At 66.8% G+C, this 20990-nt stretch carries 22 protein-coding genes and 1 tRNA gene; 9 read left to right on the top strand and 14 right to left on the bottom strand.

Translation table 11 applies throughout. The features are described from left to right. Positions 1-137 precede the first annotated feature (137 nt). The 5 genes from ACK4UM_RS19190 to ACK4UM_RS19170 form a co-directional block, all read right to left on the bottom strand. Positions 138-443 carry a hypothetical protein gene (locus ACK4UM_RS19190; RefSeq protein ID WP_409802446.1) on the bottom strand — a complete coding sequence of 102 codons (306 nt, stop codon included), beginning with the start codon at positions 441-443 and terminating at the stop codon, positions 138-140. A gap of 16 nt (positions 444-459) precedes the next feature. Next, complete coding sequence (gene gatA / locus ACK4UM_RS19185; RefSeq protein ID WP_409802445.1) at positions 460-1941, bottom strand: Asp-tRNA(Asn)/Glu-tRNA(Gln) amidotransferase subunit GatA; 1482 nt, start codon at positions 1939-1941, stop codon at positions 460-462. 52 nt (positions 1942-1993) lie between these two features. After that, on the bottom strand, positions 1994-2281 hold the full coding sequence (gatC, locus tag ACK4UM_RS19180) for an Asp-tRNA(Asn)/Glu-tRNA(Gln) amidotransferase subunit GatC (RefSeq protein ID WP_409802444.1): 288 nt from the start codon (positions 2279-2281) through the stop codon (positions 1994-1996). Between the two features lie 99 nt (positions 2282-2380). Then, positions 2381-2770: a VOC family protein gene (locus ACK4UM_RS19175; protein ID WP_409802443.1), complete on the bottom strand. Its 390-nt coding sequence runs from the start codon at positions 2768-2770 to the stop codon at positions 2381-2383. 72 nt (positions 2771-2842) lie between these two features. Next, positions 2843-3280 (bottom strand): hypothetical protein, encoded by a 438-nt coding sequence (locus ACK4UM_RS19170; RefSeq protein ID WP_409802442.1) that lies wholly within the window; start codon positions 3278-3280, stop codon positions 2843-2845. Positions 3281-3485: 205 nt separating this feature from the next. Here ACK4UM_RS19170 and purU point away from each other — a divergent pair, with 205 nt between their 5' ends. The 3 genes from purU to ACK4UM_RS19155 all read left to right on the top strand — a co-directional run bounded on the left by purU (position 3486) and on the right by ACK4UM_RS19155 (position 6485). Beyond that, positions 3486-4349, top strand: coding sequence for a formyltetrahydrofolate deformylase (purU, locus tag ACK4UM_RS19165; RefSeq protein WP_409802441.1), 864 nt, complete (start codon positions 3486-3488; stop codon positions 4347-4349). Positions 4350-4432: 83 nt separating this feature from the next. Next, on the top strand, positions 4433-6313 hold the full coding sequence (locus tag ACK4UM_RS19160; protein ID WP_409802440.1) for a hypothetical protein: 1881 nt from the start codon (positions 4433-4435) through the stop codon (positions 6311-6313). 96 nt (positions 6314-6409) lie between these two features. Beyond that, positions 6410-6485: transfer RNA gene (locus ACK4UM_RS19155), tRNA-Lys, on the top strand. Between the two features lie 465 nt (positions 6486-6950). Here the strand turns inward: ACK4UM_RS19155 and ACK4UM_RS19150 are convergent. Continuing rightward, positions 6951-7112 (bottom strand): hypothetical protein, encoded by a 162-nt coding sequence (locus tag ACK4UM_RS19150; protein ID WP_409802439.1) that lies wholly within the window; start codon positions 7110-7112, stop codon positions 6951-6953. Between the two features lie 133 nt (positions 7113-7245). On the opposite strand from ACK4UM_RS19150, the gene ACK4UM_RS19145 reads away from it, so the two are divergent. Both ACK4UM_RS19145 and ACK4UM_RS19140 read left to right on the top strand, forming a co-directional pair. Next, positions 7246-7476: a hypothetical protein gene (locus ACK4UM_RS19145; RefSeq protein WP_409802438.1), complete on the top strand. Its 231-nt coding sequence runs from the start codon at positions 7246-7248 to the stop codon at positions 7474-7476. Between the two features lie 279 nt (positions 7477-7755). Further along, the gene (locus tag ACK4UM_RS19140) at positions 7756-9825 is read left to right on the top strand and encodes an ATP-binding protein (RefSeq protein ID WP_409802437.1); all 2070 of its coding nucleotides are present in this window, start codon (positions 7756-7758) and stop codon (positions 9823-9825) included. Between the two features lie 103 nt (positions 9826-9928). Here the strand turns inward: ACK4UM_RS19140 and ACK4UM_RS19135 are convergent, their stop codons facing one another. Beyond that, on the bottom strand, positions 9929-10201 hold the full coding sequence (locus ACK4UM_RS19135; protein ID WP_409802436.1) for an Ada metal-binding domain-containing protein: 273 nt from the start codon (positions 10199-10201) through the stop codon (positions 9929-9931). A 234-nt stretch (positions 10202-10435) separates the two neighbouring features. Here ACK4UM_RS19135 and ACK4UM_RS19130 point away from each other — a divergent pair, with 234 nt between their 5' ends. The 3 genes from ACK4UM_RS19130 to ACK4UM_RS19120 all read left to right on the top strand — a co-directional run bounded on the left by ACK4UM_RS19130 (position 10436) and on the right by ACK4UM_RS19120 (position 11675). After that, positions 10436-10687, top strand: coding sequence for a hypothetical protein (locus ACK4UM_RS19130; RefSeq protein ID WP_409802435.1), 252 nt, complete (start codon positions 10436-10438; stop codon positions 10685-10687). Between the two features lie 177 nt (positions 10688-10864). After that, positions 10865-11206, top strand: a complete 342-nt coding sequence (locus ACK4UM_RS19125) for a TfoX/Sxy family protein (protein WP_409802434.1) — start codon at positions 10865-10867, stop codon at positions 11204-11206. Further along, positions 11157-11675, top strand: a complete 519-nt coding sequence (locus ACK4UM_RS19120; protein ID WP_409802433.1) for a hypothetical protein — start codon at positions 11157-11159, stop codon at positions 11673-11675. Before ACK4UM_RS19125 ends, ACK4UM_RS19120 begins: the two co-directional genes overlap by 50 nt. A gap of 149 nt (positions 11676-11824) precedes the next feature. On the opposite strand, the gene ACK4UM_RS19115 is transcribed toward ACK4UM_RS19120, so the two are convergent. Together ACK4UM_RS19115 and ACK4UM_RS19110 are read right to left on the bottom strand one after the other, a co-directional pair. Then, positions 11825-12235 (bottom strand): hypothetical protein, encoded by a 411-nt coding sequence (locus tag ACK4UM_RS19115; RefSeq protein WP_409802432.1) that lies wholly within the window; start codon positions 12233-12235, stop codon positions 11825-11827. 11 nt (positions 12236-12246) lie between these two features. Further along, complete coding sequence (locus ACK4UM_RS19110; protein WP_409802431.1) at positions 12247-13458, bottom strand: hypothetical protein; 1212 nt, start codon at positions 13456-13458, stop codon at positions 12247-12249. 45 nt (positions 13459-13503) lie between these two features. On the opposite strand from ACK4UM_RS19110, the gene ACK4UM_RS19105 reads away from it, so the two are divergent. After that, positions 13504-13875: a hypothetical protein gene (locus tag ACK4UM_RS19105; RefSeq protein ID WP_409802430.1), complete on the top strand. Its 372-nt coding sequence runs from the start codon at positions 13504-13506 to the stop codon at positions 13873-13875. A 672-nt stretch (positions 13876-14547) separates the two neighbouring features. Here the strand turns inward: ACK4UM_RS19105 and ACK4UM_RS19100 are convergent. The 5 genes from ACK4UM_RS19100 to ACK4UM_RS19080 all read right to left on the bottom strand — a co-directional run. Beyond that, complete coding sequence (locus tag ACK4UM_RS19100; RefSeq protein WP_409802429.1) at positions 14548-15672, bottom strand: hypothetical protein; 1125 nt, start codon at positions 15670-15672, stop codon at positions 14548-14550. Further along, the gene (locus ACK4UM_RS19095) at positions 15669-16106 is read right to left on the bottom strand and encodes an SMI1/KNR4 family protein (protein ID WP_409802428.1); all 438 of its coding nucleotides are present in this window, start codon (positions 16104-16106) and stop codon (positions 15669-15671) included. The genes ACK4UM_RS19100 and ACK4UM_RS19095 overlap by 4 nt, the downstream gene beginning before the upstream one ends. A gap of 271 nt (positions 16107-16377) precedes the next feature. Beyond that, positions 16378-16890, bottom strand: a complete 513-nt coding sequence (locus ACK4UM_RS19090) for a hypothetical protein (RefSeq protein WP_409802427.1) — start codon at positions 16888-16890, stop codon at positions 16378-16380. Beyond that, complete coding sequence (locus tag ACK4UM_RS19085; protein ID WP_409802426.1) at positions 16880-18352, bottom strand: hypothetical protein; 1473 nt, start codon at positions 18350-18352, stop codon at positions 16880-16882. Before ACK4UM_RS19085 ends, ACK4UM_RS19090 begins: the two co-directional genes overlap by 11 nt. Before the next feature lie 545 nt (positions 18353-18897). Further along, positions 18898-20990: glycohydrolase toxin TNT-related protein (locus ACK4UM_RS19080; protein WP_409802425.1), on the bottom strand; the 2093-nt coding region annotated here is incomplete at its 5' end.

The following is a 20990-nucleotide window of genomic DNA, read 5'->3' as shown; positions in this document are numbered from 1 at the left end:
GGGAGGGTGGCCTCGGAGCGCAGCGAACGAGGTCGGGTGGGGCCCGACGTTCGTGGATTATTCTCCACCCGGGCCCCACCCGGCCTTTCTCGGCTCCGCCTCGAAAGTCCACCCTCCCCTTCGGGGAGGGATACGTCCTACGGCGAGCGATCGCGCGCCTGCAGCCGCCCGAGCGCGTATCCCGCGCTCGCCCAGACCAGCGCGCCGATCGTGCGCACGGGAAGCAGCGTCGGGTGGTCGCCGCCGACGGGGGCGATCCAGGGGAGCCCCAGGAGCGAGAAGGCATAGGCGACGATCACCGCGCCCGCGAGCGCGGCGATCACCGCGATCACGATCTTGCCCGCCTGGTCCGCCTTGTAGCCGAGATAGCCCGCGATCAGGATCAGGACCGGGTCGAAGGCCGCGACGAGCCAGACCGCGACGGGGACGGAGGGGGTCTCCACGGCGCGCGCCCTCCGCTCAGGCCCACCAGGCCGGCGGCGGGGCGATGCGGCCGGCGGCCTCTTCGATCACGCGGCCCGCGGCGAAGAGCGTCTCCTCGTCGAAGGCGCGGCCGATCAGCTGCAGGCCGAGCGGCAGCCCCTGCGCGTCGAGCCCCGCCGGCACCGCGATGCCGGGCAGGCCGGCCATGTTCACGGTGACCGTGAAGACGTCGTTGAGATACATCTCGACCGGGTCGGCCGAGCCCTTCTCGCCGATGCCGAAGGCGGAGGACGGGGTCGCCGGCGTGAGGATCGCGTCGATGCCGGAGGCATAGGCCTCCTCGAAATCGCGCTTGATCAGCGTGCGGATCTTCTGCGCGCGCAGATAATACGCATCGTAATAGCCGGCGGAGAGCACGTAGGTGCCGATCATGATCCGGCGCTTCACCTCGCGCCCGAAGCCTTCCGCACGGGTCTTCTCGTACATGTCGACGATGTCGCGGCCGGGCACGCGCAGGCCGTAGCGCACGCCGTCGTAGCGGGCGAGGTTCGAGGAGGCCTCCGCAGGGGCGACGATGTAATAGGCCGGCAGGGCGTATCGGGTGTGCGGCAGCGAAATCTCGACGATCTCGGCGCCCGCCGCGCGCAGCCAGTCGCGCCCCTTCTCCCAGAGGCCCTCGATCTCGGCCGGCATGCCGGGCATGCGGTATTCCTTCGGAATGCCGATCCTGAGCCCCTTCACGCCGCGATCGACCGCCGCCTCGTAATCGGGGACGGGCATGTCGACGCAGGTCGCGTCCTTGGCGTCGGGGCCGGCCATCGCGGCGAGCATCATGGCGGCGTCGCGCACGGTCTTGGCGATCGGCCCCGCCTGGTCGAGCGAGGAGGCGAAGGCGACGGTGCCCCAGCGCGAGCAGCGCCCGTAGGTCGGCTTGATGCCGACCGTGCCGGTGAAGGCCGCGGGCTGGCGGATCGAGCCGCCGGTATCGGTCGCCGTCGCCGCGAGCGCGATGCGCGCCGCGACCGCCGCTGCCGAGCCGCCGGACGACCCGCCGGGCACGAGCTTCGCGTCCGAGCCCTCCCGCCGCCAGGGCGAGACCACTGGGCCGTAGGCGCTCGTCTCGTTCGACGAGCCCATCGCGAACTCGTCGCAATTGATCTTGCCGAGCATCACCGCGCCGGCCTGCCAGAGATTGGCGGTGATCGTCGATTCGTAGGCCGGCACGAAGCCGTCGAGGATCTTCGAGCAGGCGGTGGTGCGCACGCCCTTGGTGCAGAACAGGTCCTTCACGCCGATCGGCAGACCCTCGAGCGGCCCCGCCTCGCCCTTGGCGATGCGCGCGTCGGAGGCCTCCGCCATGGCGAGCGCCTGGTCGGGCGTCTCGAGCACGTAGGCGTTGAGGTCGCGCGCCTTCTCCATCGCGTCGATATGCGCCTGCGTCAGCTCGCGGGCGGAAAAATCCTTCTTGGCGAGCCCGTCGCGGGCCTCGGCGAGGGTGAGGTCGGTGAGGTTCGTCACGGATGTGCTCTTTCTCGGGCGCGGGCGCTGCGGGCGGATTCGGCGTGCGGGATCACTCGACGACCTTGGGGACGAGGAAGAACCCGTCCTCGGTCGCGGGCGCGTTCGCGACGATGTCGGCCGCCTTGTCGCCGTCGGTGACGCCGTCCTCGCGCATCTTCATCGCCATCGGGGTCACCGAGGTCATCGGCTCGACGCCCTCGACGTCCACCTGGCCGAGCTCCTCGACGAAGGCGAGGATGGCGTTGAGCTCGCCCTCGAGATGCGGCACGTCCTCCTCGCTCACGCTGATGCGGGCGAGGCGCGCGATGCGCTTCACGGTGGCGGCGTCGACGGACATGGGCAAAACCCTCGGGCTCGCGGAATGGGCCGTCGCGGCTATATCATCGCCCCCGCGCGCGGGGCAACCGCCGCCTCCAGCCGATTCGCGAGGACCCGGCTACGATTCGGACGCGACCGGCGTGCAGATCTCGACGAGAAAGCCGTCCGCGTCCCGCACATAGGCGGTCGTCTGCCCCCAATCCTCCCGGCGCGGCGGCTGGACGGGCTCGGCGCCCGCCGCGAGCGCCCGCTCCCAGGCGGCCGCGACGTCGTGCGTCTCGAAGGCGATCTCGAAGGTGGGGCGGGCCGGGTCGGGAGCGGCGGGGCTCTTGCCGAGCGCTGCGATCAGGCGCCGGGAGGAGAACGACAGGGTCGTGCCGCCCGTGTCGAGCTCGCCGTAATCGCCGGAGGGGTGGAGCATGCGTGTGGAGAGGCCGAAGGCCCGCTCGTAGAAGGCGAGCGCCTCGCGCACGTCCGCGACGTAGAGAATGGTGTAGCGCAGCTTCATGACGTCACCTCGTCCTTGGCTCGCGTCGATGCTCGCACCGATCGGGCGGCGCGTCTTGGCGATTCGCGACGCTCAGAGGCCGGCGATCGCCCGGTGCGGCGCGCTCGGCTCGGGCACCTCGATCCCCTCGCTCGCCGGCGCGCGCCCGTCGCGCAGGAAGCGCTCCTCGACGAATTGCGCGAGAAGGCCGACGAGGATACCCGTCAATACGGCGATGCGCAGGCCCCGCGGCGGGACGCATCTGCGCGCGAGCCCGACGAGGACCGCGCCGAGCGAGCGGCTCGCGGGAGATGCCGCGTCCTGCGACGGCCGCCCCGCGCCCAGGCGCGCTCGCGCGATCGGCACGAGATCGCCCGCACCGACGCATGCGGGCACCACGACCGCACGTCGGCGCACGCGCGTCGCCACCCGCGCGAGATCGAGCACCGGAAGCTGCGCGGGGCCGACGACGTCCTCGGCCGGGATGCGGCCTGGATCAAACGTGCGGGGTGACGGCGCCTCGACGGACACGAATCGCCCTTTCTGTGACAGGGTGAACGCTTCGTTAACGCCGAGACTCACACATCGTCCCGCCGCGTGCCAGCGGCCGCGCGCAACATGGTTAACGGCCTTGCGCGACGCCCCGCCCTCGACGCCGGGGCGTGGCTCGGGCTAAACACGCTTGCGATCGGCGGGCGCGGGCTCGGCCGATCGGACAAGCCGGGGTTCCTCGTCCATGTCGTCCGCCGCGATCGTCCTCACGCTCTCCTGCCGCAACCGACCCGGCATCGTCGCCGCGGTCGCCGCGCATCTCTTCGAGCACGGCTGCAACATCCTCGACGCGCAGCAATTCGACGACACCCAGACCGGCAACTTCTTCATGCGGGTCGTCTTCAACCGGGTCGACGGCGCCGCGCCGGCCGGCGCGCTCGCCGAGGGGTTCGCGCCGCTCGGCGAGCGGTTCGGAATGCGCTGGTCGATGCGCGACGTCGGCGAGCGGCGGCGCGTGATGATCCTCGCCTCGCGCTTCGACCATTGCCTCGCCGATCTGCTCTATCGCTGGCGCACGGGCGAATTGCCGATGGACCTCGTCGCCATCGTCTCGAACCATCCGCGCGAGGCCTATTCCCATCTCGATTTCGGCGGCGCGCCCTTCCACCATCTGCCGGTGACGCGGGAGACGAAGCTCGAGCAGGAGACCGAGCTGTGGCGCATCGTCCAGGAGGCGCGCGCGGATCTCGTCGTGCTCGCCCGCTACATGCAGGTCCTCTCCGACGGCCTCTCGGCGAAGCTCTCGGGGCGCTGCATCAACATCCACCATTCCTTCCTGCCCGGCTTCAAGGGCGCCAAGCCCTACCACCAGGCGCATGCGCGCGGCGTCAAGCTGATCGGCGCGACCGCGCATTACGTCACGAGCGAGCTCGACGAGGGGCCGATCATCGAGCAGGACGTCGAGCGGATCTCGCATCGCGACACCCCCGAGGACCTCGTCCGCAAGGGGCGCGACATCGAGCGGCGGGTGCTCGCGCGGGCGGTGCGCCTGCATCTCGAGGATCGCGTCGTCCTCAACGGCGCCAAGACGGTGGTGTTCACCGATTGAGCATGCTGGAAAACGCGTCCGCGCGCGGTATGATCGCGCCGGGCGCGGCCGACAGCGCGCCGTCCGATCGGGGGTCCGTCGTCATGTCTCGCATCGTTTCAGCCAAGCCCGCCGGCCGCCGCCGGTCGCGCGCCGCGCTTCTCGCAGGCGTCGCGGCAGCGGCAATCGCGCTCGCCGGCCTCGAGATCGAGACGCCGTCCTTCTCGGTGCCGGTCGCCGGCGAGGGGCGGATCACGGTCGGCGGCTTGCGGATCGACGGCGGGCTCGTCTCCGCGGCGTTGGCGCAGCAGGGCGGCAGCGTCACGCTGGAAGACGTCGTCTTCGAGAGCATGACGGCGACCGTGCGCATCCCCTCGATCACCTTCGAGGGCACGAGCCTCGGCCGCGAGGCGCTGCGCCAGGCGATCACCGCGACCGGCGACCGCCCGGCCGCCGATCTCCTCGCGGACATCGACGCGCGCCTCGTGACGATCCCCGAGGCGATCATCGAGCAGACCGTGCAGGGCCGCTCCCAGCGCATCGTCTACAGCGCCGTCGAGGCGCGCGACGTCACGGCCGGCATGATCGCGCACCTGTCCGTCGAGAGCGCCACCGTCGAGGATACGGGCGACAGCTCGGTCGCGGTGGCGATCGGCGAGACGGTCGTCGAGGGCTTCGATCTGCCGGGCACCGTGCGCTTCTACACGCAGGCCGCCGCCGCCGGCGAGGACAACCCGATGCGCACGCTCTACGAGAGCTTCCGCATGACGGACATGCGCGCGCGCGACGCCGAGGGCGTGGAGGTGCGGGTCGGAGAGATTGCCGGCACCGGCTTCCGCGCACGGCTCCTGTCGCGGCCCTTCGTCGACCTCGTCCAGGATCTCGACGTCGCAGGCGATCCCCGCCGGCCGAGCCGCGAGGAGACGCGGGCGGCGATGGCCTTCGTCGTCGATCTCTACCGGGCGTTCGAGGTGGGCGGGTTCGTCGTGCGGGACATGTCCGCGTTCGTGCCCGAGCTCGGCGGCGAGGTCTTCTCGATCGCGCGGATCGGCTTCGGCGACGAGGCGTCCGACGGTGGTTTCGAGATCGAGGACATCGCGTTCTCGGCCGAGGAAGTCGACGTCGCGATCGAGCGCTTCTACTCGGCCGGCTTCTCGATCGAGGCGACGCTCGACGGGCTCGCCGCGCTCGTGGAGAACGAGGATCTCGACGACGTCGATCCCGAGACCCTGCGCGCTCTGATGCCGAGCATCGGCCGGTTCGGCTTCGAGGGCGTCAGCGCCGAGATCGTGCCCGAGGACGACGACGAGCCGATCTCGTTCACGCTCGCGGGCCTGCATTTCGTCGGCGACGAACCGGTCTCGGGCGTGCCCTCCTTCGTCTCGATGCGGATGGACGAGCTCGCCTTCTCGATCCCGAAGACGGCCGAGGACGACGCCGCGCAGACGCTCCTCGATCTCGGCTACGGCGAGATGAACCTCTCCGCGAGCCTCGCCGCGCGCTGGGACCAGGCGGCGGAGGTGCTCGCGGTCGAGGAGCTCGCCTTCTCCGGGCGCGACATGGGGCGGCTCGCCGTGACGGGAAGGCTCGGCGGGGTCGGCCCGGGCATCCTCTCGGGCGACGAGGCGGTGATCCTCGCCACCCTGATGGGCGCGACGGCCGAGCGCCTCACGATCGGCATCGAGGACGAGGGCCTCGCCGCGCGGGTGCTCGAGCAGCAGGCGCGCGAGCAGGGCGTGCCGCCGCAGGTGCTCCAGGAGCAGAGCGCCATGATGGCGACCGCGATGCTGCCGATGATGATGGGCAACACGCCGCAGGCGCGCGAGCTCGGCGCGGCGCTCGGCGCCTTCGTCGCGAGCCCCGGCGCCCTCGACATCGCGCTCACCGCCCGCGACCCCGACGGCATCCCCCTCGTCGCGCTGGCCGATCTGACCGACCCGACGGCGCTTCTGGCCTTGATCGACATCGCGGCGAGCGCCCGCTGAGATCGCCGTTTTTTTTCGCTTTTGGGGGTGGACATCCGCCGCCCGAGCGGTTATCGAAACGCCCTCGCCGCCGGGGACCACGGCTCTCGGCGGTTCGGGCGCATAGCTCAGTCGGTAGAGCAGCTGACTCTTAATCAGCGGGTCCTAGGTTCGAGCCCTAGTGCGCCCACCAAATTTCGCCAGATGTGGCAAGCGTTTAGCGGGCGGTCCATGGGGCCGCCCGTTTGCGTGTCGGGGCTGGGGGAGGATCGGGGGAGGATCGTGCGAGGCTCGCCGGTCGCCGACCTTTCCAATTCTTCAGCGCCGGAATCATCCGATCCGGAAGCCGATTGTGAAGCGGGAACGGTTGGGATCCTATTTCAACGGTCGAGATGCTCAGAACGGAGCTCGGCCTCGGCGCCGCCGGCCTCGGTCCAGGCATGGCGTACGGCGCGCTCGAATGCCTCCAGAGCGCGGGTCCGAGATCGCGATCCGGTGTCCTGCGAAACAGCGTCCCGGCCCTATCGCGGGTCGAAGAGGCGAAACGCCAGCCGAAGGAGGTCGGGCGCGCATCCGAGGCAAGAACCGCCCGTCAGTCCATGAGGTGCTCGATCGCGCCGGGGGCCGACGTGCCGCAGCATCCCTTGCCGTGCGCCCGTCATACCTCGTCGTCCATCGCGGCGCCTTCCTCGAGCGACCGGGCGATGTTCTTCTCGGCGTGCCTGAGCACCTCGCTGTAGAGTCCGTATGCCGGCGACAGCCGCGACAGATCGGCGAGGACGTTCCGCGCTGCGTCACGTGTCTCGACGTCGCGCGGCATCGGCTCGCCGGGCGGGCGAGGTCGAGTACCCGCGCGATCCGCATCGTATGGCCCACCGGCTCGACGAGATCCTATTTCTCGTGGTGTCTAGACGGGTGGCGGATCTCCACGCAGCCTCAGGGAGACGAGACGTATGAGTGACGACACGATCGCGGCGGTGACCGAGGACATCTACAAGTCGCTCGAGCACGACAACGAGGACATCGACCGGCACATCGCCCGGCTCAAGCAGGCGCTCGCCGCCGCCGGTCGCGACCAGGCCGCTTTCGATCCGGCGCGGCTTCCTCAGAGCAACCGATCCGGACGCAAGACGATGCAGTCCTATTTTCGGCAGCGAGGCGTGAAGATCGTGTTCGAGTCCTGACGGTCCTCGCTGCTCACGTCGCGGTGGCGCTCCTGGTTGCGGTTCACTATGCTCTGCACGACCGCTCGCACATTACTTGGCCGGCGCTCAGTCACGTCGCTGGCCTCGGCCGCCTCTTGCTTTCGGCGGGTCGCGCCGAGCGTGTGGCGTCGCGTCATGTGCGTGCGACGAGGTGCGCCCCCGCGCCGATCACCCGCCGAGCCTTGATCGGCTGACGGCCTCCGCTAAATTGCAACGCTGCGGTCGACCTCTCCGTCGCAGCGCCGGAGCCCGTCTGCAATGATCCGCCAGCGCGTGCTCATCCTGGGATTGGCGGCCTTGCTGCCTGCGATATTGCTCACCATCGCGCTCGCCGTGCTGACGCTCACCCAACACCAGGAGAGAATGCGGGACAACGCGGTCGGGTACGCGGATCGTCTTCTCGGCGACGTCGAAGACGAGTTCCGGCTGCACGTCGCGCTGCTTCGGGTCCTCGCGCAATCGCCGGCGCTCGACGCCGAGACGGTAGACCTCGCGCTGTTCGACGACGTGGCCCGGCGCTTCGTCGCCGCCACGCCGGCCTGGGATCGCGTGATCCTCCTCTCGGGCGTGCAGCAGGTGGTCAACACGCATGTGCCGTTCGGGACGCCCCTGCCGACCGTGGTCGATACGAAGGGCCTCGCTGCCGTCCACGAAACCGGGCGGCCCCATGTCGGCGGCCTCGTGCGTGCGGGGACGTACTCTCCGGAACGCAGCCTCGTGGGCATCCGCATCCCCATCCTCGATGGCGAAGGCTCGATCCGCTTCGTCCTGACCGCGGTGGTTTTGGCCGAGCGGCTGACGGCCATTCTTCAGGCGGCCGCACTTCCCGAGGCGTGGCGGCCGATCGTCGTGGACGCGGACGGCATCATCGTCGCCAATCCCGGAAGCCCCGAGCGCGTGGGCGAGCGCCTCGGAGAGCTCGGGATCGCGGCGCGCGAACGCTCTTCGGGGGGCGTCTACGACGGCCGGACCGCGGCGGGCGTGCCGGTGGTGACCGCCTTTCGACGATCCGCGGAAACCGGCTGGTCCGCCCATGTCTCAATACCGGTGGAGCTCTACAACTCGCCCCTCCGACGGCTGATGCTGCTCCTCGCGATTGGGGCGGTGGTCGCGATCGGCCTGTCGGCCGTCTTCGCGGCCCTTCTTCGTCGCGAGATCGTCGCCGGGAGGCGCGAGGCCATCGAGCGGGAGCGGGCGACGCGGATGGCGGCGCTCGGCCGCCTGACGGGCGGCGTCGCGCACGACTTCAACAACCTCCTGATGATCGTCCTCTCGTCGGCGACGATGCTCGAGAAGCGCGTCAAGGCACCCGAGGCGACGAGGTACATCGACGCGATCCGCAAGGCCGGGGACCGCGGCGCCGGGATCACGCGCCAGCTGCTGGCGTTCTCGCGAGGCGACCTGCGGCGCGCGGACGTGATCGACGTCTCCGAGCGATTGCGATCGCTCCTCGGAATGTTCCGGCAATCCTTGCCGCCGTCGGTCTCCCTGGACGCGGTCGTGCCGAGCGAGCCGATCTTCGCCCGCATCGACCCGATCGAGTTCGACCTCGCTCTCCTCAACATCGTTACCAATGCGCGCGATGCCATGCCCGACGGAGGGACCCTGACGATCACGATACGGCGGGACGGGACCGGTCGGGCCGGGGACGAACGGGGCATCGTCGTCTCCATCGCCGATACTGGAGCCGGTATCCCGCCGGAGGCTCTGCCCCACGTCTTCGAGCCGTTCTACACGACGAAGGAGCCCGGTCGCGGCACCGGGCTCGGTCTCGCCCAGGTCCACGGCTTCGCGACGGCGTCGCGAGGCAGTGCCGACGTCGCGAGCGAGCCCGGTCGCGGGACGATCGTGACGATCGGGATACCCGAGGAACGCGTGGTGGAGACCGTCGGCGTGGCATCGGGCGACGAGGAGGCGGCGAGCAGCTTGCCGCCGGGTGGGCGGCTTCTCCTCATCGAGGACAACGAGGCGATCCGCACGGTCACCGCCGAGTACCTGGCCCATTGCGGGTGGACCGTGATCGAGGCGCCGGACGCTCTCCTCGGGCGCAGGCTCCTGGAGACGGACGCCATCGATCTCGTCGTGTCGGACATCGTCATGCCGGGGCCGATCGACGGGGTCGAACTCGCGCAGGAGATCCGGCGACGCTGGCCGCAGATACCGGTCCTTCTGGTCTCCGGTTATTCCGCCTCCGCGCGGGTGGCGGTGGACGTCGACATCGAGGTCCTCACGAAGCCCTACGAGTTCTCCGCCTTGGACGCGGCGATCGAGAGAGCGCGCCGCCGGTGCGACCTTGCAAACGCCGCTCGCTCGGCAGCCGCCGGCTGAGACCTCCGGTCCGGCGATGCCGATCTCCCGCCGGGCTCGCGATGCCGAGGCACCCGGCGCGAACGGCCTAGCCGACTGCGTGTCGCTTGGGCCGGCAGGCGGGTCAGCGGTACGCCCCCTCCTTCGCCTTCCACTCCCGATACGCCGCCGGCATGCACTGCGCGCACGGACGGAAGCCTGCGGCCCTCGCCGTCGCCTCGTCGGCGAAGAACACCCTGTGCGCGACGTAGTGCCCGGCTGCGATGTGGCGGCGCGCAGACGGGCAGTCCAGGCGACCGAAGATGCGCCGGCGACGATGCCCGCCGACGAGGCCGGGTGCCGCGCTGTCGTGCGGCCTGCCGTCGGCGCCGACGAGGCGGTAGAGCTTCTCGGACATGGGATCGCGGCCTCCTGCTCTTATGTTCTTTAGGCGCAATCCGGGCGGTCGAGAAGAGTTGGACCTGCAGCCCGCGCTCGCCGCGTTCGAGCTCCGGCAGGATCATCGCGCCGATCGCGCTGCGCCATCACGCTCGCCGACGCGTCCTCGTTTTCGTCCGCCTCCCCCATTCGGGCGAGGCGGCGCGTCGGGCACAAGCTCATGGTCGCTTGCGGGGCGATCAGGGAGGTCGCGATGCAGACCTGGATGGAACTCGAGGAGCAATCCCGTCGGCGATTGGCGGCGGCGGTCGAGCGGATGGCGGCGGAGGGGAGCGCGGATGCGTGTCTCGACTGCGCTCGGTCGGTGCGCAACGCCTATCTCGCCTGGTTCGTGCGGCGCGCCGCGCGCGCCGTCCTGCGCCTCGCGGCGGCGCCCGCGCGCCGCGTTCGCGCGGCCTGGTTCCGAGCGTCGCACCGGACGAGGTCGCCTGCGTCCTCTGCGTGACGCAAGGGCCGTCGTGGCGATCTCCCGGCGTCGCCGCACCGCCTGGTCGGCCTTCCTCGCGAGCGACGGATCCGCCATCATGAGTCGCTCGGACGAAGGAAGCCGATCGGGCGATCGCGTGGCGCGACGGGCGATGCGCGAGCCGTTTCGCCGAGGGGCGGTCATGAGGGGGCGGTCATGGGCGAGGGGGAGATAGCGGACGTCTTCGCGGCCTTCGGCCCTGTGCGCACCCGCCGCATGTTCGGGGGCATCGGGATCTACGCGAACGACGTCATGTTCGCGCTCGCGGCCTATGGCGAGATCTATCTCAAGGCCGATTTCCGCTCGCAGCCCGCCTTCGCCGAAGCCGGATCGCGCCCCTTCGTCTACGAGAAGGAGGGGCGCAAGACCACCACGAGTTTCTGGCTCCTGCCCGTCGATCCCTACGAGGACCCGCTGGAGGTGGCCCGTTGGGCGCGGATCGCCCTCGATGCCGCGAAACGAAAACCGCCGAAGCCTGCGCGGCCCGCGCGCCGCTGAGGGCGGCGAGGTCTTGGGTCTGGGCTTCTTCGTCGCGCACGACGATCTGGCCTGGGCCCACCGTCGCGCGGGTGATTCGCTCGACGTCGCGGGAGGCGATTTGGCCGGAGAGGGTGGCGCCGGGGAGGCCCTGGCCGGGGCGCTCGGTGCCGGTCGCATCGCCGCCCCAGCCGAGATTCACCCCGAGCTGCACATCCTGCACGCGCTCGACGATACGCTCCGCGATGTCGGAGAAGCCCAATGTGCGGGTGTCGATGACGAGCGCGCCGGAGCGGGCGGCGATCAGCGCGCCGTCGATCTGGGTGTGGCCGCCGACGCCGGCGAAGAGCCGGTCTTCGGCGATGATCGCCGTCTGCTCCGACACCCACAGGCTGTCCGCCCGCTCGCGGCCCGAGCCGACGGACAGCGACAGGGAGGAGGGCCCGACGACGCCGATGGTGAGGCTGCCGCCGGGGTGGCGCCTCCGTAATCGACGAATTGATCTTCCTCTACAGGGTCGCAGGCGGCAAGCATCATCGCCCCGCGGGTCGCGAGAGCGAGGAGCTGAAAAATGAAATCTGTTATGCGCTCTGTAATTCGCGCGATTTGGCTGAGACTTTTTCCCAGCGGTGCACAAGCTCACCACCACTTGTCAAAATTCGTAAATTTTCGGATTACAACAGAGATGGTATCGCTATCTACCTCGTGCTCTAGCACGGCTTTGATCGAACCAAACCCCGTCTCGGGTTCTTTGATTTTTACCGAAAGGGTGTATTCGGACCCACGAGCAAGATGGCTAATGCTGAGAGAAAATCCATTTCCCATTGATGCGAGCGAAGCGGATGCGACTTCGCCGGCTAAAAGTCTCTTTGTTTCATTTAGAAAATTATCCCATGCCTCACACGCTATCCATACATCGTTTGCGTTGAAGGCGAGTGAACCCGTCGGATGATTGTTGAGCAAATCGAGTCTGCACATGAACGAGGGTATGCGTTCGTCAATTTCCATAATTGACAGGCTCAACTCCAGTGGATTTTTGATCTCAAGCATTATTTCCGAGCTCACCGAATTGGAAGTGCATGGATCACTGCGGGTAGTTGACCTGGATTACGCGGCGGCGCGAACAACAACTCCCATCCTCCAACGTTCAGGAGTTCGTTGTATCGGATCGGCTGGGTCGTGACAGCACTTTCGATTGCAGCTTGCATACTGCGCATCTGTTGCTGAGAGCGGAGCGAAACCACCTCCGGCGGAAAGTTGCGTGCTACACCTTGTGCGTATTCCACCAGGTGTTCAGTTGCGTTAGGCGCTATCCAAAAGCGTTCACCAGATCGAGTACCCAATTCGAAAGAACGTGGGATGACGGAGCCAGGATACACATCCTGTGTAGGTACGATGTCGTCCCACACTGTTCCGGTTAACGGCCCGCGCGGCGGTGGAGCCGAAAGGGCCTGGCGCGCACTCGGGTTGACGACGCTGGCATAAACCCGCGCCGTCACCCGCGACGCAACGCTAGTCCCAGAAAAGATCCCCGCGAGTTCGAAGGTCGTATCCAAGACGACCATATCACGCGGATCGTTCGGGTTCGCGAAAAAATACGTGCCGGTGATCTCGTTGCGGTAGAGGAACCGCCCGGCCGCATCCATGGCGAAGAGCGCCTCGCCGTTTTCCTCGCCCAAGGCCACGGGCCCCGTGCCCATGATCGCGGCCATGTCGCCGAGCGGCTTGGCGAAGATGTTGGTGATCGTCAGCCCTGCGGCGATCTTCTGGAAGGTGCTCGGATCGCGCTGACCGATGGCCAGATAGGTCTCCAGGCACAATTCCTTGTCTTCGGCGGTGAAGCGGATCACCTGACCGTCGCGTGTCTCGACGCGGCATTCGATGGTCGCATGCGCCGGCGAGACGAAGAGATGGAAGAGATTGAACCCGCCACGCGTAGTGGTGCATGCGCCGAGTTGCGCGAGCAGCTCCGCATCGGTCAGCGCGCCACGTGCGAGCGCATCGGCCGCTTGGTCGAGCGCGTCGTTGTCGAGGCGACGGAAGGCGTCGGACGAGATTTCCGAGAGCGTGCGCCCGACGAACTCGATCGCGTCCACCGCTGCGCGAACCGCGCTGTCCGACGCATAGAACCGCACCCCGGCGGCCTCGTTGCGGAACACCTCCTGCGCGGCGTCGAGGTCGCGGTTCAGGGCTGCGAGGTCTTGGGTCTGGGCCTCCTCGTCGCGGATGATTATCTCGCCGGGGCCCACCGTGGCGCGGGTGACGCCGTCCATGCGGGTGGTGGCGATTTCGCCCTCCACGCGAATGCCGGGCTGCGATTGGGCGGCGAGGCCGAAATTCAGGCCGACGCTCGCGCGGACGGCTTCGGAGCGGGCGCGGTCGACGATGTCGGCGAAACCGAGAGTGGCGGTGTCGAGGGTGAGGTCGCCGGAGAGCGCGGCGAGCAGCCCACCGTTCAGTTGCGTGTGGCCGACGACATAGGCATCGAGGCGGCGCTCGGCGACGATCGCCGTCTGCTCGAAGACCCGCGCCGAATCGGCCCGCTCGCGCCCCGCGCCCGCGTCGATCGAGAGCGAGGAGGGGCCGCCGACGCGCTATGCCCACATGCCGACCTCTATGTTACAAGGATACTTTTTACTTTCTCTTCTATCATTTTCAAACTATGTGCGTCGAGAGATCGCTTGAGGTGAAGGCGTGCGGCTATCAGCGCTATAATGCACTCTTCAAAATCGAGATCAACTACTGAACCCGCTTTTACATACTGCGTATCATTGATTGAAAACGTGACTCTCAAACCTTCGCGTTCGTGGGATATTTCTGCGAGTTGTCGGCCGTCGTGCCAGATCTCGGCAACTAAATTCTCCCGATCAGAGGGGCTTGCGATGATTATCTCATAGTTGTTGTACATCATGGCTCAAGGAATCCAATCAGTCGTCCATCTGGTGCGTAGCGCAAACCGCGGCCGTCAGGCGCTCGAACGTCGATCACCGGCCCGTATCGGGGAGTTATAGTGTGTGTCGAACGGGATCCCGGATCTCGCAAGATCTCCTCAACGATCCTCTGCGCCTGAGAATTGATAGAAGAAGGGTTTCCGGTCGCGGGAGGGAATGCACTCTCGGATCGACCACCGTGTTTCTGAAGAGCTCTACCGGCTAAAGTCAACTGGCCGCCCCGATCTGCTGGGTCTAAGCTGTTTGAGCCGTCAATAAAACGCCCTATCAGATCCGCGTCCAGCGGTGACGATCGAAATATCGTTTCGAGCTGCCCCTGCGGAACCCACGTTACATGACGGTCCCCGCCGTTGTCTACCTGGATCGGCGTCCACACCTGCCTTACGCCCTCCAGGGGGGCGGCGATGGTGATCATCGTTTGGGGGCCGCCGGCGCGGGTCGGGGGGTGGTGAGGACGAGGGCGCCTTCCTCGTTGATCGTGAATCCGCCGCCAGCGGCGCCGAGCAGGGCGCCGGCTTCGCCGAGGACGGTGCGCGCGTCGAGTTCGATGGCTTGCCCGCGCGAGGTACGCGCCTCGGCGTAGACGAGCTCGAAGACACCGCCCGCGACGCGCGACAGGACGACCATCGTCCGCTCGCCCGACGGGCCGCTGACCACCAGCGACAATTGTGCCTCCGAGCCGCCGCCGACGATGCGCAGCGTGCTGCCGTCGGAGAGCGTCTCGGTCTGGTCGATCCGTCCTCCCACCTCGGTGCTGTAGAGGAACGCGGCGAGCCCGACGCCGACGGCGGTCAATGCGCCGGCGATCGCCGCGCCGCCATAGGCGAGTGCCGCGGTCCGCGCCGTCGCCAACGCGCGCGCGATGGTCTCGGGCGAGACCGGCACGCCGTCGACGATTCCTGCGGACAACGACGCGTAAGCGGTCGCCGGGTCGTTGGTCGCCAGCAGTTCGAGAATCGCCGCGATCTGGGCCGCCTCCTCCGCCGAGATCGCGCCCGATGCCACCTGAGCGGCCACGATCGCCTGTTGCGCTTCCTCGACGGACAGGCCTTGCAGGCCGAGCATCGCGGCGGCCTCGGCGACGGAGCGGGCGATCTCTTCGGTGAGGCCGGAGAGGCCGTATTCGAACAGAGCCCGGTTCGCCTCGAGATTGGCGCGCGTGGTGGCGAAGCCGGAGGCGAGTTCGCGGATGGCGGTGTCCGACGCGTAGAACCGCACGCCTGCGGCCTCGTCGCGGATCACCTCCTGGGCGCGGTCGAGGTCGCGGTTGAGGGCGGCGAGGTCTTGGGTCTGGGCTTCTTCGTCGCGCACGACGATCTGGCCTGGGCCCACCGTCGCGCGGGTGATTCGCTCGACGTCGCGGGAGGCGAGTTGGCCGGAGAGGGTGGCGCCGACCCGCCGATGACTGCGACTTCCCTTCCGTTGGAATATGCACGAACTTCTTCGACGTCGACTGAATCGATCGAAATCGTGTAAGCGGCTGCCTGCAGATATGCGGCAATACTGAGTGTTCTTTGCCCTTTGAGCCGCTATCATGTGAATAACTTGTTCTCCTTAAGTGCGAGTACAAACTCGAAAAATTCGTAGGATATCACCGAGTCCACGCCGGGGCCAATAGCAACTATCTCTGTTTCCCGAGATTTATTAGCGTTAATGCAGGAGTAGCAACCAGTTCCATCCTCCGTGATCGGGATCAGGGCGCGATTCTTATAGTTTAAGTCAAACTCATAGAAATGCTGAGCTACTTGTCCAACATTTTGCCAAAGCTGTTGGTCCATGTCTCTTTCAATAATCCCGTATATCTCTAATCCATCCAAGATGCACGCGCCAAATTCCTGCAGAAATTCCCTGTAATCTCGTGGGAAGCGGATGCCAAGTTGGGTCTCGATGCTGCGAATCGATTCTTCTGAGGCTGGACCAGGAGAAATGCCTTGTTGGCAGAGTTCCCTAAACCTATCTTTCGCTGCCATCGCTTGGTGCCTCTTTGTTCTGTTTCCCCTAAGTGATCTCGCGACCGCTCTAGTTCGTCTGCCTAAGCTCTATGAGCCGTTCCTGCCAAGATGTCCTTGAGTACCCGGGCTGACGATTGGCCCCATCCGGACCTGGTATGTGCAGCGGGCCGTCAGTGTTGATGTTATACTGGTTCTGCGATCTCGTCGGAGAACTAGTCGCTAATCCGCCAGGCATGTTTCGCGCAACCAAGCGATTCCCAAGGTATATTCCGCCGGAATGCTGGTATTGTCAAATCATAATTGTGGGACGGCTGTCGCCGCCGCGAGCCGCGCGAAGATCGTCGTACTGTGGATTGTTGTTGATTTCCAAAAGAGAGTCTAACTCGCAAAATAACTCAGCTATCGGACCACGGTCATCAATATCAACGCGACCATTGATACCCCTGATCAATCGGTCAATCAGCAGAAGACCGTGCCCTTGGTATTCTGCGTTCGTAAAGTCGATCTCAAGAGTAAATGCTATTTCCAAAATAATCTCCTTGATAATTTTTTCATGTAAATTTTGTCTCTGTTCTAGAGGATCTATGTCTCTGCGAATGCAGTAGTCAAGATCATGAAATCGGAAGCCTGTATTTCTCCAATTAGCAAAGAACCACTCGACGTCGGCTTCTTCAACGTCTGTTAGCCCTGCTTGGTTGCCACAGCATAAGCAAATACCGTGGCTCGGCGTATTCGCGTCTTCCCACATGTATCCGGGATATACATGACCGCACACACGACAGATCCGTTCTTTACTGTGCATTGAAGTACTCCAACGGAGACTGGAACCGTCCGGGATCGTACCCGCGCGGATTGGTCGGACTGCGGGGTGCCACTACGTACATCGTCCTCGGAAGACCCTGTCCTGAGACAATGGCTATCGTGTTGGTACTCGGGTCGAAGATGACCCGATCACCCGAACTTCGCGTTCGTACGAGTGACCCCGTCGGAGGAGCCGTAACGAAGCGGTTCACCATCTCAACATACTCACTTGGTGTCGTCGCGCCAAATTCCCGACCATGGTCTCTGAAATGCCGCAGCGCGTTCTGCGTCGGAGAGTTGGTCGGCCCGGGTGTCCATTGCCCGGCGAAATCCAGTTCATTGCGTACAATGGCGGGATTGGTGACGACCACACCACCAGCAATAATCGTCCCAAGCTGCCCTCCCGGCCCCTGCGGCGGCTGATTGGGGTTGGGGGCTCCGTCGGCCGGGGGTTGGTTGTGGCCGATGCCGGGGGGCGGATCGGCCGGAGGCTGATTGTGGCCCATGCCGGGACCGGTGCCGGCGTCGTTCGCGTCGTTGTTGAGAACCTGCCACTGGTTCCACAAGCCCAAAGCGAGCGCGCCGAGGGCCACCGCGGCCTGTCCGCAGGCCTGGACGACGCCGGGGGACATTGCCGCTCCGACCGCGATCGCGGGGGCCGCTGCGTGGGCGCGGGGGAACAACCAGTCGTGCAGGTTGAAGCCTTGGCGACCGCCGGCGACGCAGGCGGCGAGCTGGGCGTTCGCCTCTGGGTCGGTCAACGCTTCGGCGGCGGCGCGGGCGAGGGTCTGCCTGATCTCCTCCTGCGCTTCGGGCGCGATCTCACCGCGGGCGACGAGTTCCTCCGCGATTTTGGCGGCGGCCGTGTCGAGGTCGTCGCTCGCCTGGAGCGCGTCCGCGAGCGACGCGGCCTCCTCGCGACGCTGCTCGGACAGGCCGGCGAGCGCCTCGCCGAGCCGGTCGCCCAACAAGCGCAGGTTCTCACGCGTGGTCGCAAAGCCCGACGCGATCTCCATGATCGCGGTGTCCGACGCGTAGAACCGCACGCCTGCGGCCTCGTCGCGGATCACCTCCTCGGCGCGGTCGAGGTCGCGGTTGAGGGCGGCGAGGTCTTGGGTCTGGGCTTCTTCGTCGCGCACGACGATCTGGCCTGGGCCCACGGTCGCGCGGGTGATTCGCTCGACGTCGCGGGAGGCGAGCTGGCCCGAGAGGGTGGCGCCGGGGAGGCCCTGGCCGGGGCGCTCGGTGCCGGTCGCATCGCCGCCCCAGCCGAGGTTCACCCCGAGCTGCACATCCTGCACGCGCTCGGCGATACGCTCCTCGATATCGGAGAAGCCCAATGTGCGGGTGTCGATGAGGAGCGCGCCGGAGCGGGCGGCGATCAGCGCGCCGTCGATCTGGGTGTGGCCGCCGACGCCGGCGAAGAGCCGGTCTTCGGCGACGATCGCCGTCTGCTCCGACACCCACACGCTGTCCGCCCGCTCGCGGCCCGAGCCGACGGACAGCGACAGGGAGGAGGGCCCGACGAGGCCGATGGTGAGGCTCCCCCCGGCCGTGAACAGATTAGCGTCTTTAGATCAGCGGTCTAAAAGAGGCCTTTCGAGGCATGAGGCGTTGCTCGCCCTGGCGCGCGAAAGAAGGAGTCATTAGAGTAGATGCAGGTCTACATCGACTTCGAAGAACCAGACTCATCAAAGGCCGTGCTTATGCATAATCTTCTGCCATCTTTGCTTATTCATCCAGGGATCTGGTGCGTTCGTCAGTTTCCAGTAAAAGATGCGAATAGCCTCTCTGATTGATTCACAGCTACAAACAGATGTATCGCAGCCGCGTTCTGTGTAATATACGTCCCATTTCCCATCGTGCGGACCGGATAAGCACATCATATCGTGACCGATGACGCGAATCCCATCGAATCGAAACCCATAGCTTCTGCGATCGATGTGCTGCTCGTCGAGTGCGGCCTCCAAAAGTTCCGCATACGCTAGAAACTCGTGCCTATCGTTTGTCACGGCCTCAGCTCCCGTAGATAGCCATCGGCAATCAGGTCTTTGACCGAAACTGATGTCTGGAACTGCGTCCCGCCTCCTGGCGCATCGAACCAAGGAGCAGCAGGCCCTGACTGCACCGGAAGGGGTCTAACCACTTCGTATTGGAAGTAAGGAGCTGATGCTGAACTCGGGGGCAGCGCGCGCTGTTCGAATGGCGTCCCGACTGGCGCGAGAAAGCGGCCAGACTCCTGCCCATATCTATCGATCACCGTCCCCACAGGCAGCTCCACTTGTCGTGGTGTTCCGGCAAACCCATTGTTGGGGGGCCACAGGATTTGTCCATCCCGTGCAACCCATCGCACATCAACACCTAGCTGTGCCGCGCGCTGGCGCTGCAGCGGGGTCGCCATTGCGAACCGCGCCAAGGCCGCGATCCGCGGCGCCGCTTGTACCGCGCCTGCCGTCACTCCGCCCGATGCGACGCCAAGGGCGATGTGGCCGACCATGCGGCCAAGCGCTTGGCCAGCCGCGTCGAAATCCTCGCGTGCAACAGCCGCGGCGAACTCGTATGCATCGGTCTGCATGCTGTCGACGATGCCGATGCTGATGCCAGCAATCGTGCTGCCTGGACTGGCGAAAAGGACTTGAACGAAGCTGAGCGCCTCGCCAACAAGCGCCCTCACGTCCGCGTCGGGGATCCCCGCGAACATGTCGTAAACGTCTTGTCCCGCAAGGATCAGGCCCTTGTCGAAGCCTGCGACGATATCGCCGCGAGCAACATTGCTGGTTGCGATCGTCGTGACGGCGCGCCACAGCGCGACGAGGCACGTCTCCACGTCCGAGACCGGAATCTGGCGGCCTGTCACCGTGGTCAGCACGCAATCGTCGGCGGCGTGCGCGGGGGTGATCAGCCAGGGGAAGCCGTCGAGGAAGCCGCGGCGGCCGCCGCCGGGCGTGCAGGCCGGATTGGCGGCGAGCTGGCGCAAGGCCTCGGCGGGATCGATCTCGCCTGCGCGTATCGCTTGTGCGACCGCGTCCTCGCCGGCCCGCTCCAGCGCGTTGCCGATCGCCGTGACGATGGCGACGCCCGCCTCCACCGCTGCGCGAACCGCGCTGTCCGACGCATAGAACCGCACCCCGGCGGCCTCGTTGCGGAACACCTCCTGCGCGGCGTCGAGGTCGCGGTTCAGGGCTGCGAGGTCTTGGGTCTGGGCCTCCTCGTCGCGGATGATTATCTCGCCGGGGCCCACCGTGGCGCGGGTGACGCCGTCCATGCGGGTGGTGGCGATTTCGCCCTCCACGCGAATGCCGGGCTGCGATTGGGCGGCGAGGCCGAAATTCAGGCCGACGCTGCCGCGGACGGCTTCGGAACGGGCGCGGTCGACGATGTCGGCGAAACCGAGAGTGGCGGTGTCGAGGGTGAGGTCGCCGGAGAGCGCGGCGAGCAGCCCACCGTTCAATTGCGTGTGGCCGACGACATAGGCGTCGAGGCGGCGCTCGGCGACGATCGCCGTCTGCTCGAAGACCCGCGCCGAATCGGCCCGCTCGCGCCCCGCGCCCGCGTCGATCGAGAGCGAGGAGGGGCCGCCATAGAGACCGATCGTGAGCGAGAGGCCGGCATGGGCCGACGACCCTCGGGTGCGCCCCTCGTCCTGGCGCGAGGTGATCTCGAGATTGCGCCCGACGAAGAGATCGACGTCGCGCGCTCGAAGCGTCGCGCCGGCGATCGTGACGTCCTGGCCGGAGGAGACGACGAGCCGCTCGCCCGCGACGAGATTCGAATTGACCTGCGCCGACCCTTGCGTGTCCGACCGAGCCCGGGAGGCGGAACCTTCGATCGTGACGCCGAAGGTCGCGTCGCGGGTGGGGGAGAGCGTCACGCCCACGCCGATGCTCGCGGCGAGCGAGGAGGAGCGGGATTGCGCGTCGAACAGGGCCTGGCCCGATTCGACGATCACGTCCCGCCCCGCGATCAACGCCATGTCGCGGGCGGCGCTCGCCTGGGTCGCGACCAATGACAGGTCGCGGCCGGCGGCGAGGGTGAGGTCGCGGCCCGCGTCGAGGAGGGTGGGGACGAGGCCGGTGGCCTGCTCGGATTGCGCGATCCGCG

Source organism: Salinarimonas sp. (assembly GCF_046292825.1).
In the GTDB taxonomy this organism is placed as follows: domain Bacteria; phylum Pseudomonadota; class Alphaproteobacteria; order Rhizobiales; family Beijerinckiaceae; genus Salinarimonas.
The sequence above is the reverse complement of the archived record's forward strand: the minus strand, read 5'-3'. Positions and strand labels throughout refer to the sequence as shown.

Excerpts from the sequence above, each read along its gene's own strand:
- ACK4UM_RS19115 (WP_409802432.1), bottom strand. The coding sequence starts at position 12,235 with ATGCTTGAGATCAAAAATCCACTGGAGTTGAGCCTGTCAATTATGGAA.
- purU (WP_409802441.1), top strand. The coding sequence starts at position 3,486 with ATGTCGTCCGCCGCGATCGTCCTCACGCTCTCCTGCCGCAACCGACCC.
- ACK4UM_RS19160 (WP_409802440.1), top strand. The coding sequence starts at position 4,433 with ATGTCTCGCATCGTTTCAGCCAAGCCCGCCGGCCGCCGCCGGTCGCGC.
- ACK4UM_RS19135 (WP_409802436.1), bottom strand. The coding sequence starts at position 10,201 with ATGTCCGAGAAGCTCTACCGCCTCGTCGGCGCCGACGGCAGGCCGCAC.
- ACK4UM_RS19100 (WP_409802429.1), bottom strand. The coding sequence starts at position 15,672 with ATGATAGCGGCTCAAAGGGCAAAGAACACTCAGTATTGCCGCATATCT.
- ACK4UM_RS19125 (WP_409802434.1), top strand. The coding sequence starts at position 10,865 with ATGGGCGAGGGGGAGATAGCGGACGTCTTCGCGGCCTTCGGCCCTGTG.
- ACK4UM_RS19130 (WP_409802435.1), top strand. The coding sequence starts at position 10,436 with ATGCAGACCTGGATGGAACTCGAGGAGCAATCCCGTCGGCGATTGGCG.
- ACK4UM_RS19150 (WP_409802439.1), bottom strand. The coding sequence starts at position 7,112 with ATGCCGCGCGACGTCGAGACACGTGACGCAGCGCGGAACGTCCTCGCC.
- gatC (WP_409802444.1), bottom strand. The coding sequence starts at position 2,281 with ATGTCCGTCGACGCCGCCACCGTGAAGCGCATCGCGCGCCTCGCCCGC.
- ACK4UM_RS19140 (WP_409802437.1), top strand. The coding sequence starts at position 7,756 with ATGATCCGCCAGCGCGTGCTCATCCTGGGATTGGCGGCCTTGCTGCCT.
- ACK4UM_RS19145 (WP_409802438.1), top strand. The coding sequence starts at position 7,246 with ATGAGTGACGACACGATCGCGGCGGTGACCGAGGACATCTACAAGTCG.
- ACK4UM_RS19090 (WP_409802427.1), bottom strand. The coding sequence starts at position 16,890 with ATGCACAGTAAAGAACGGATCTGTCGTGTGTGCGGTCATGTATATCCC.
- ACK4UM_RS19175 (WP_409802443.1), bottom strand. The coding sequence starts at position 2,770 with ATGAAGCTGCGCTACACCATTCTCTACGTCGCGGACGTGCGCGAGGCG.
- ACK4UM_RS19110 (WP_409802431.1), bottom strand. The coding sequence starts at position 13,458 with ATGGACGGCGTCACCCGCGCCACGGTGGGCCCCGGCGAGATAATCATC.
- ACK4UM_RS19095 (WP_409802428.1), bottom strand. The coding sequence starts at position 16,106 with ATGGCAGCGAAAGATAGGTTTAGGGAACTCTGCCAACAAGGCATTTCT.
- ACK4UM_RS19120 (WP_409802433.1), top strand. The coding sequence starts at position 11,157 with ATGCCGCGAAACGAAAACCGCCGAAGCCTGCGCGGCCCGCGCGCCGCT.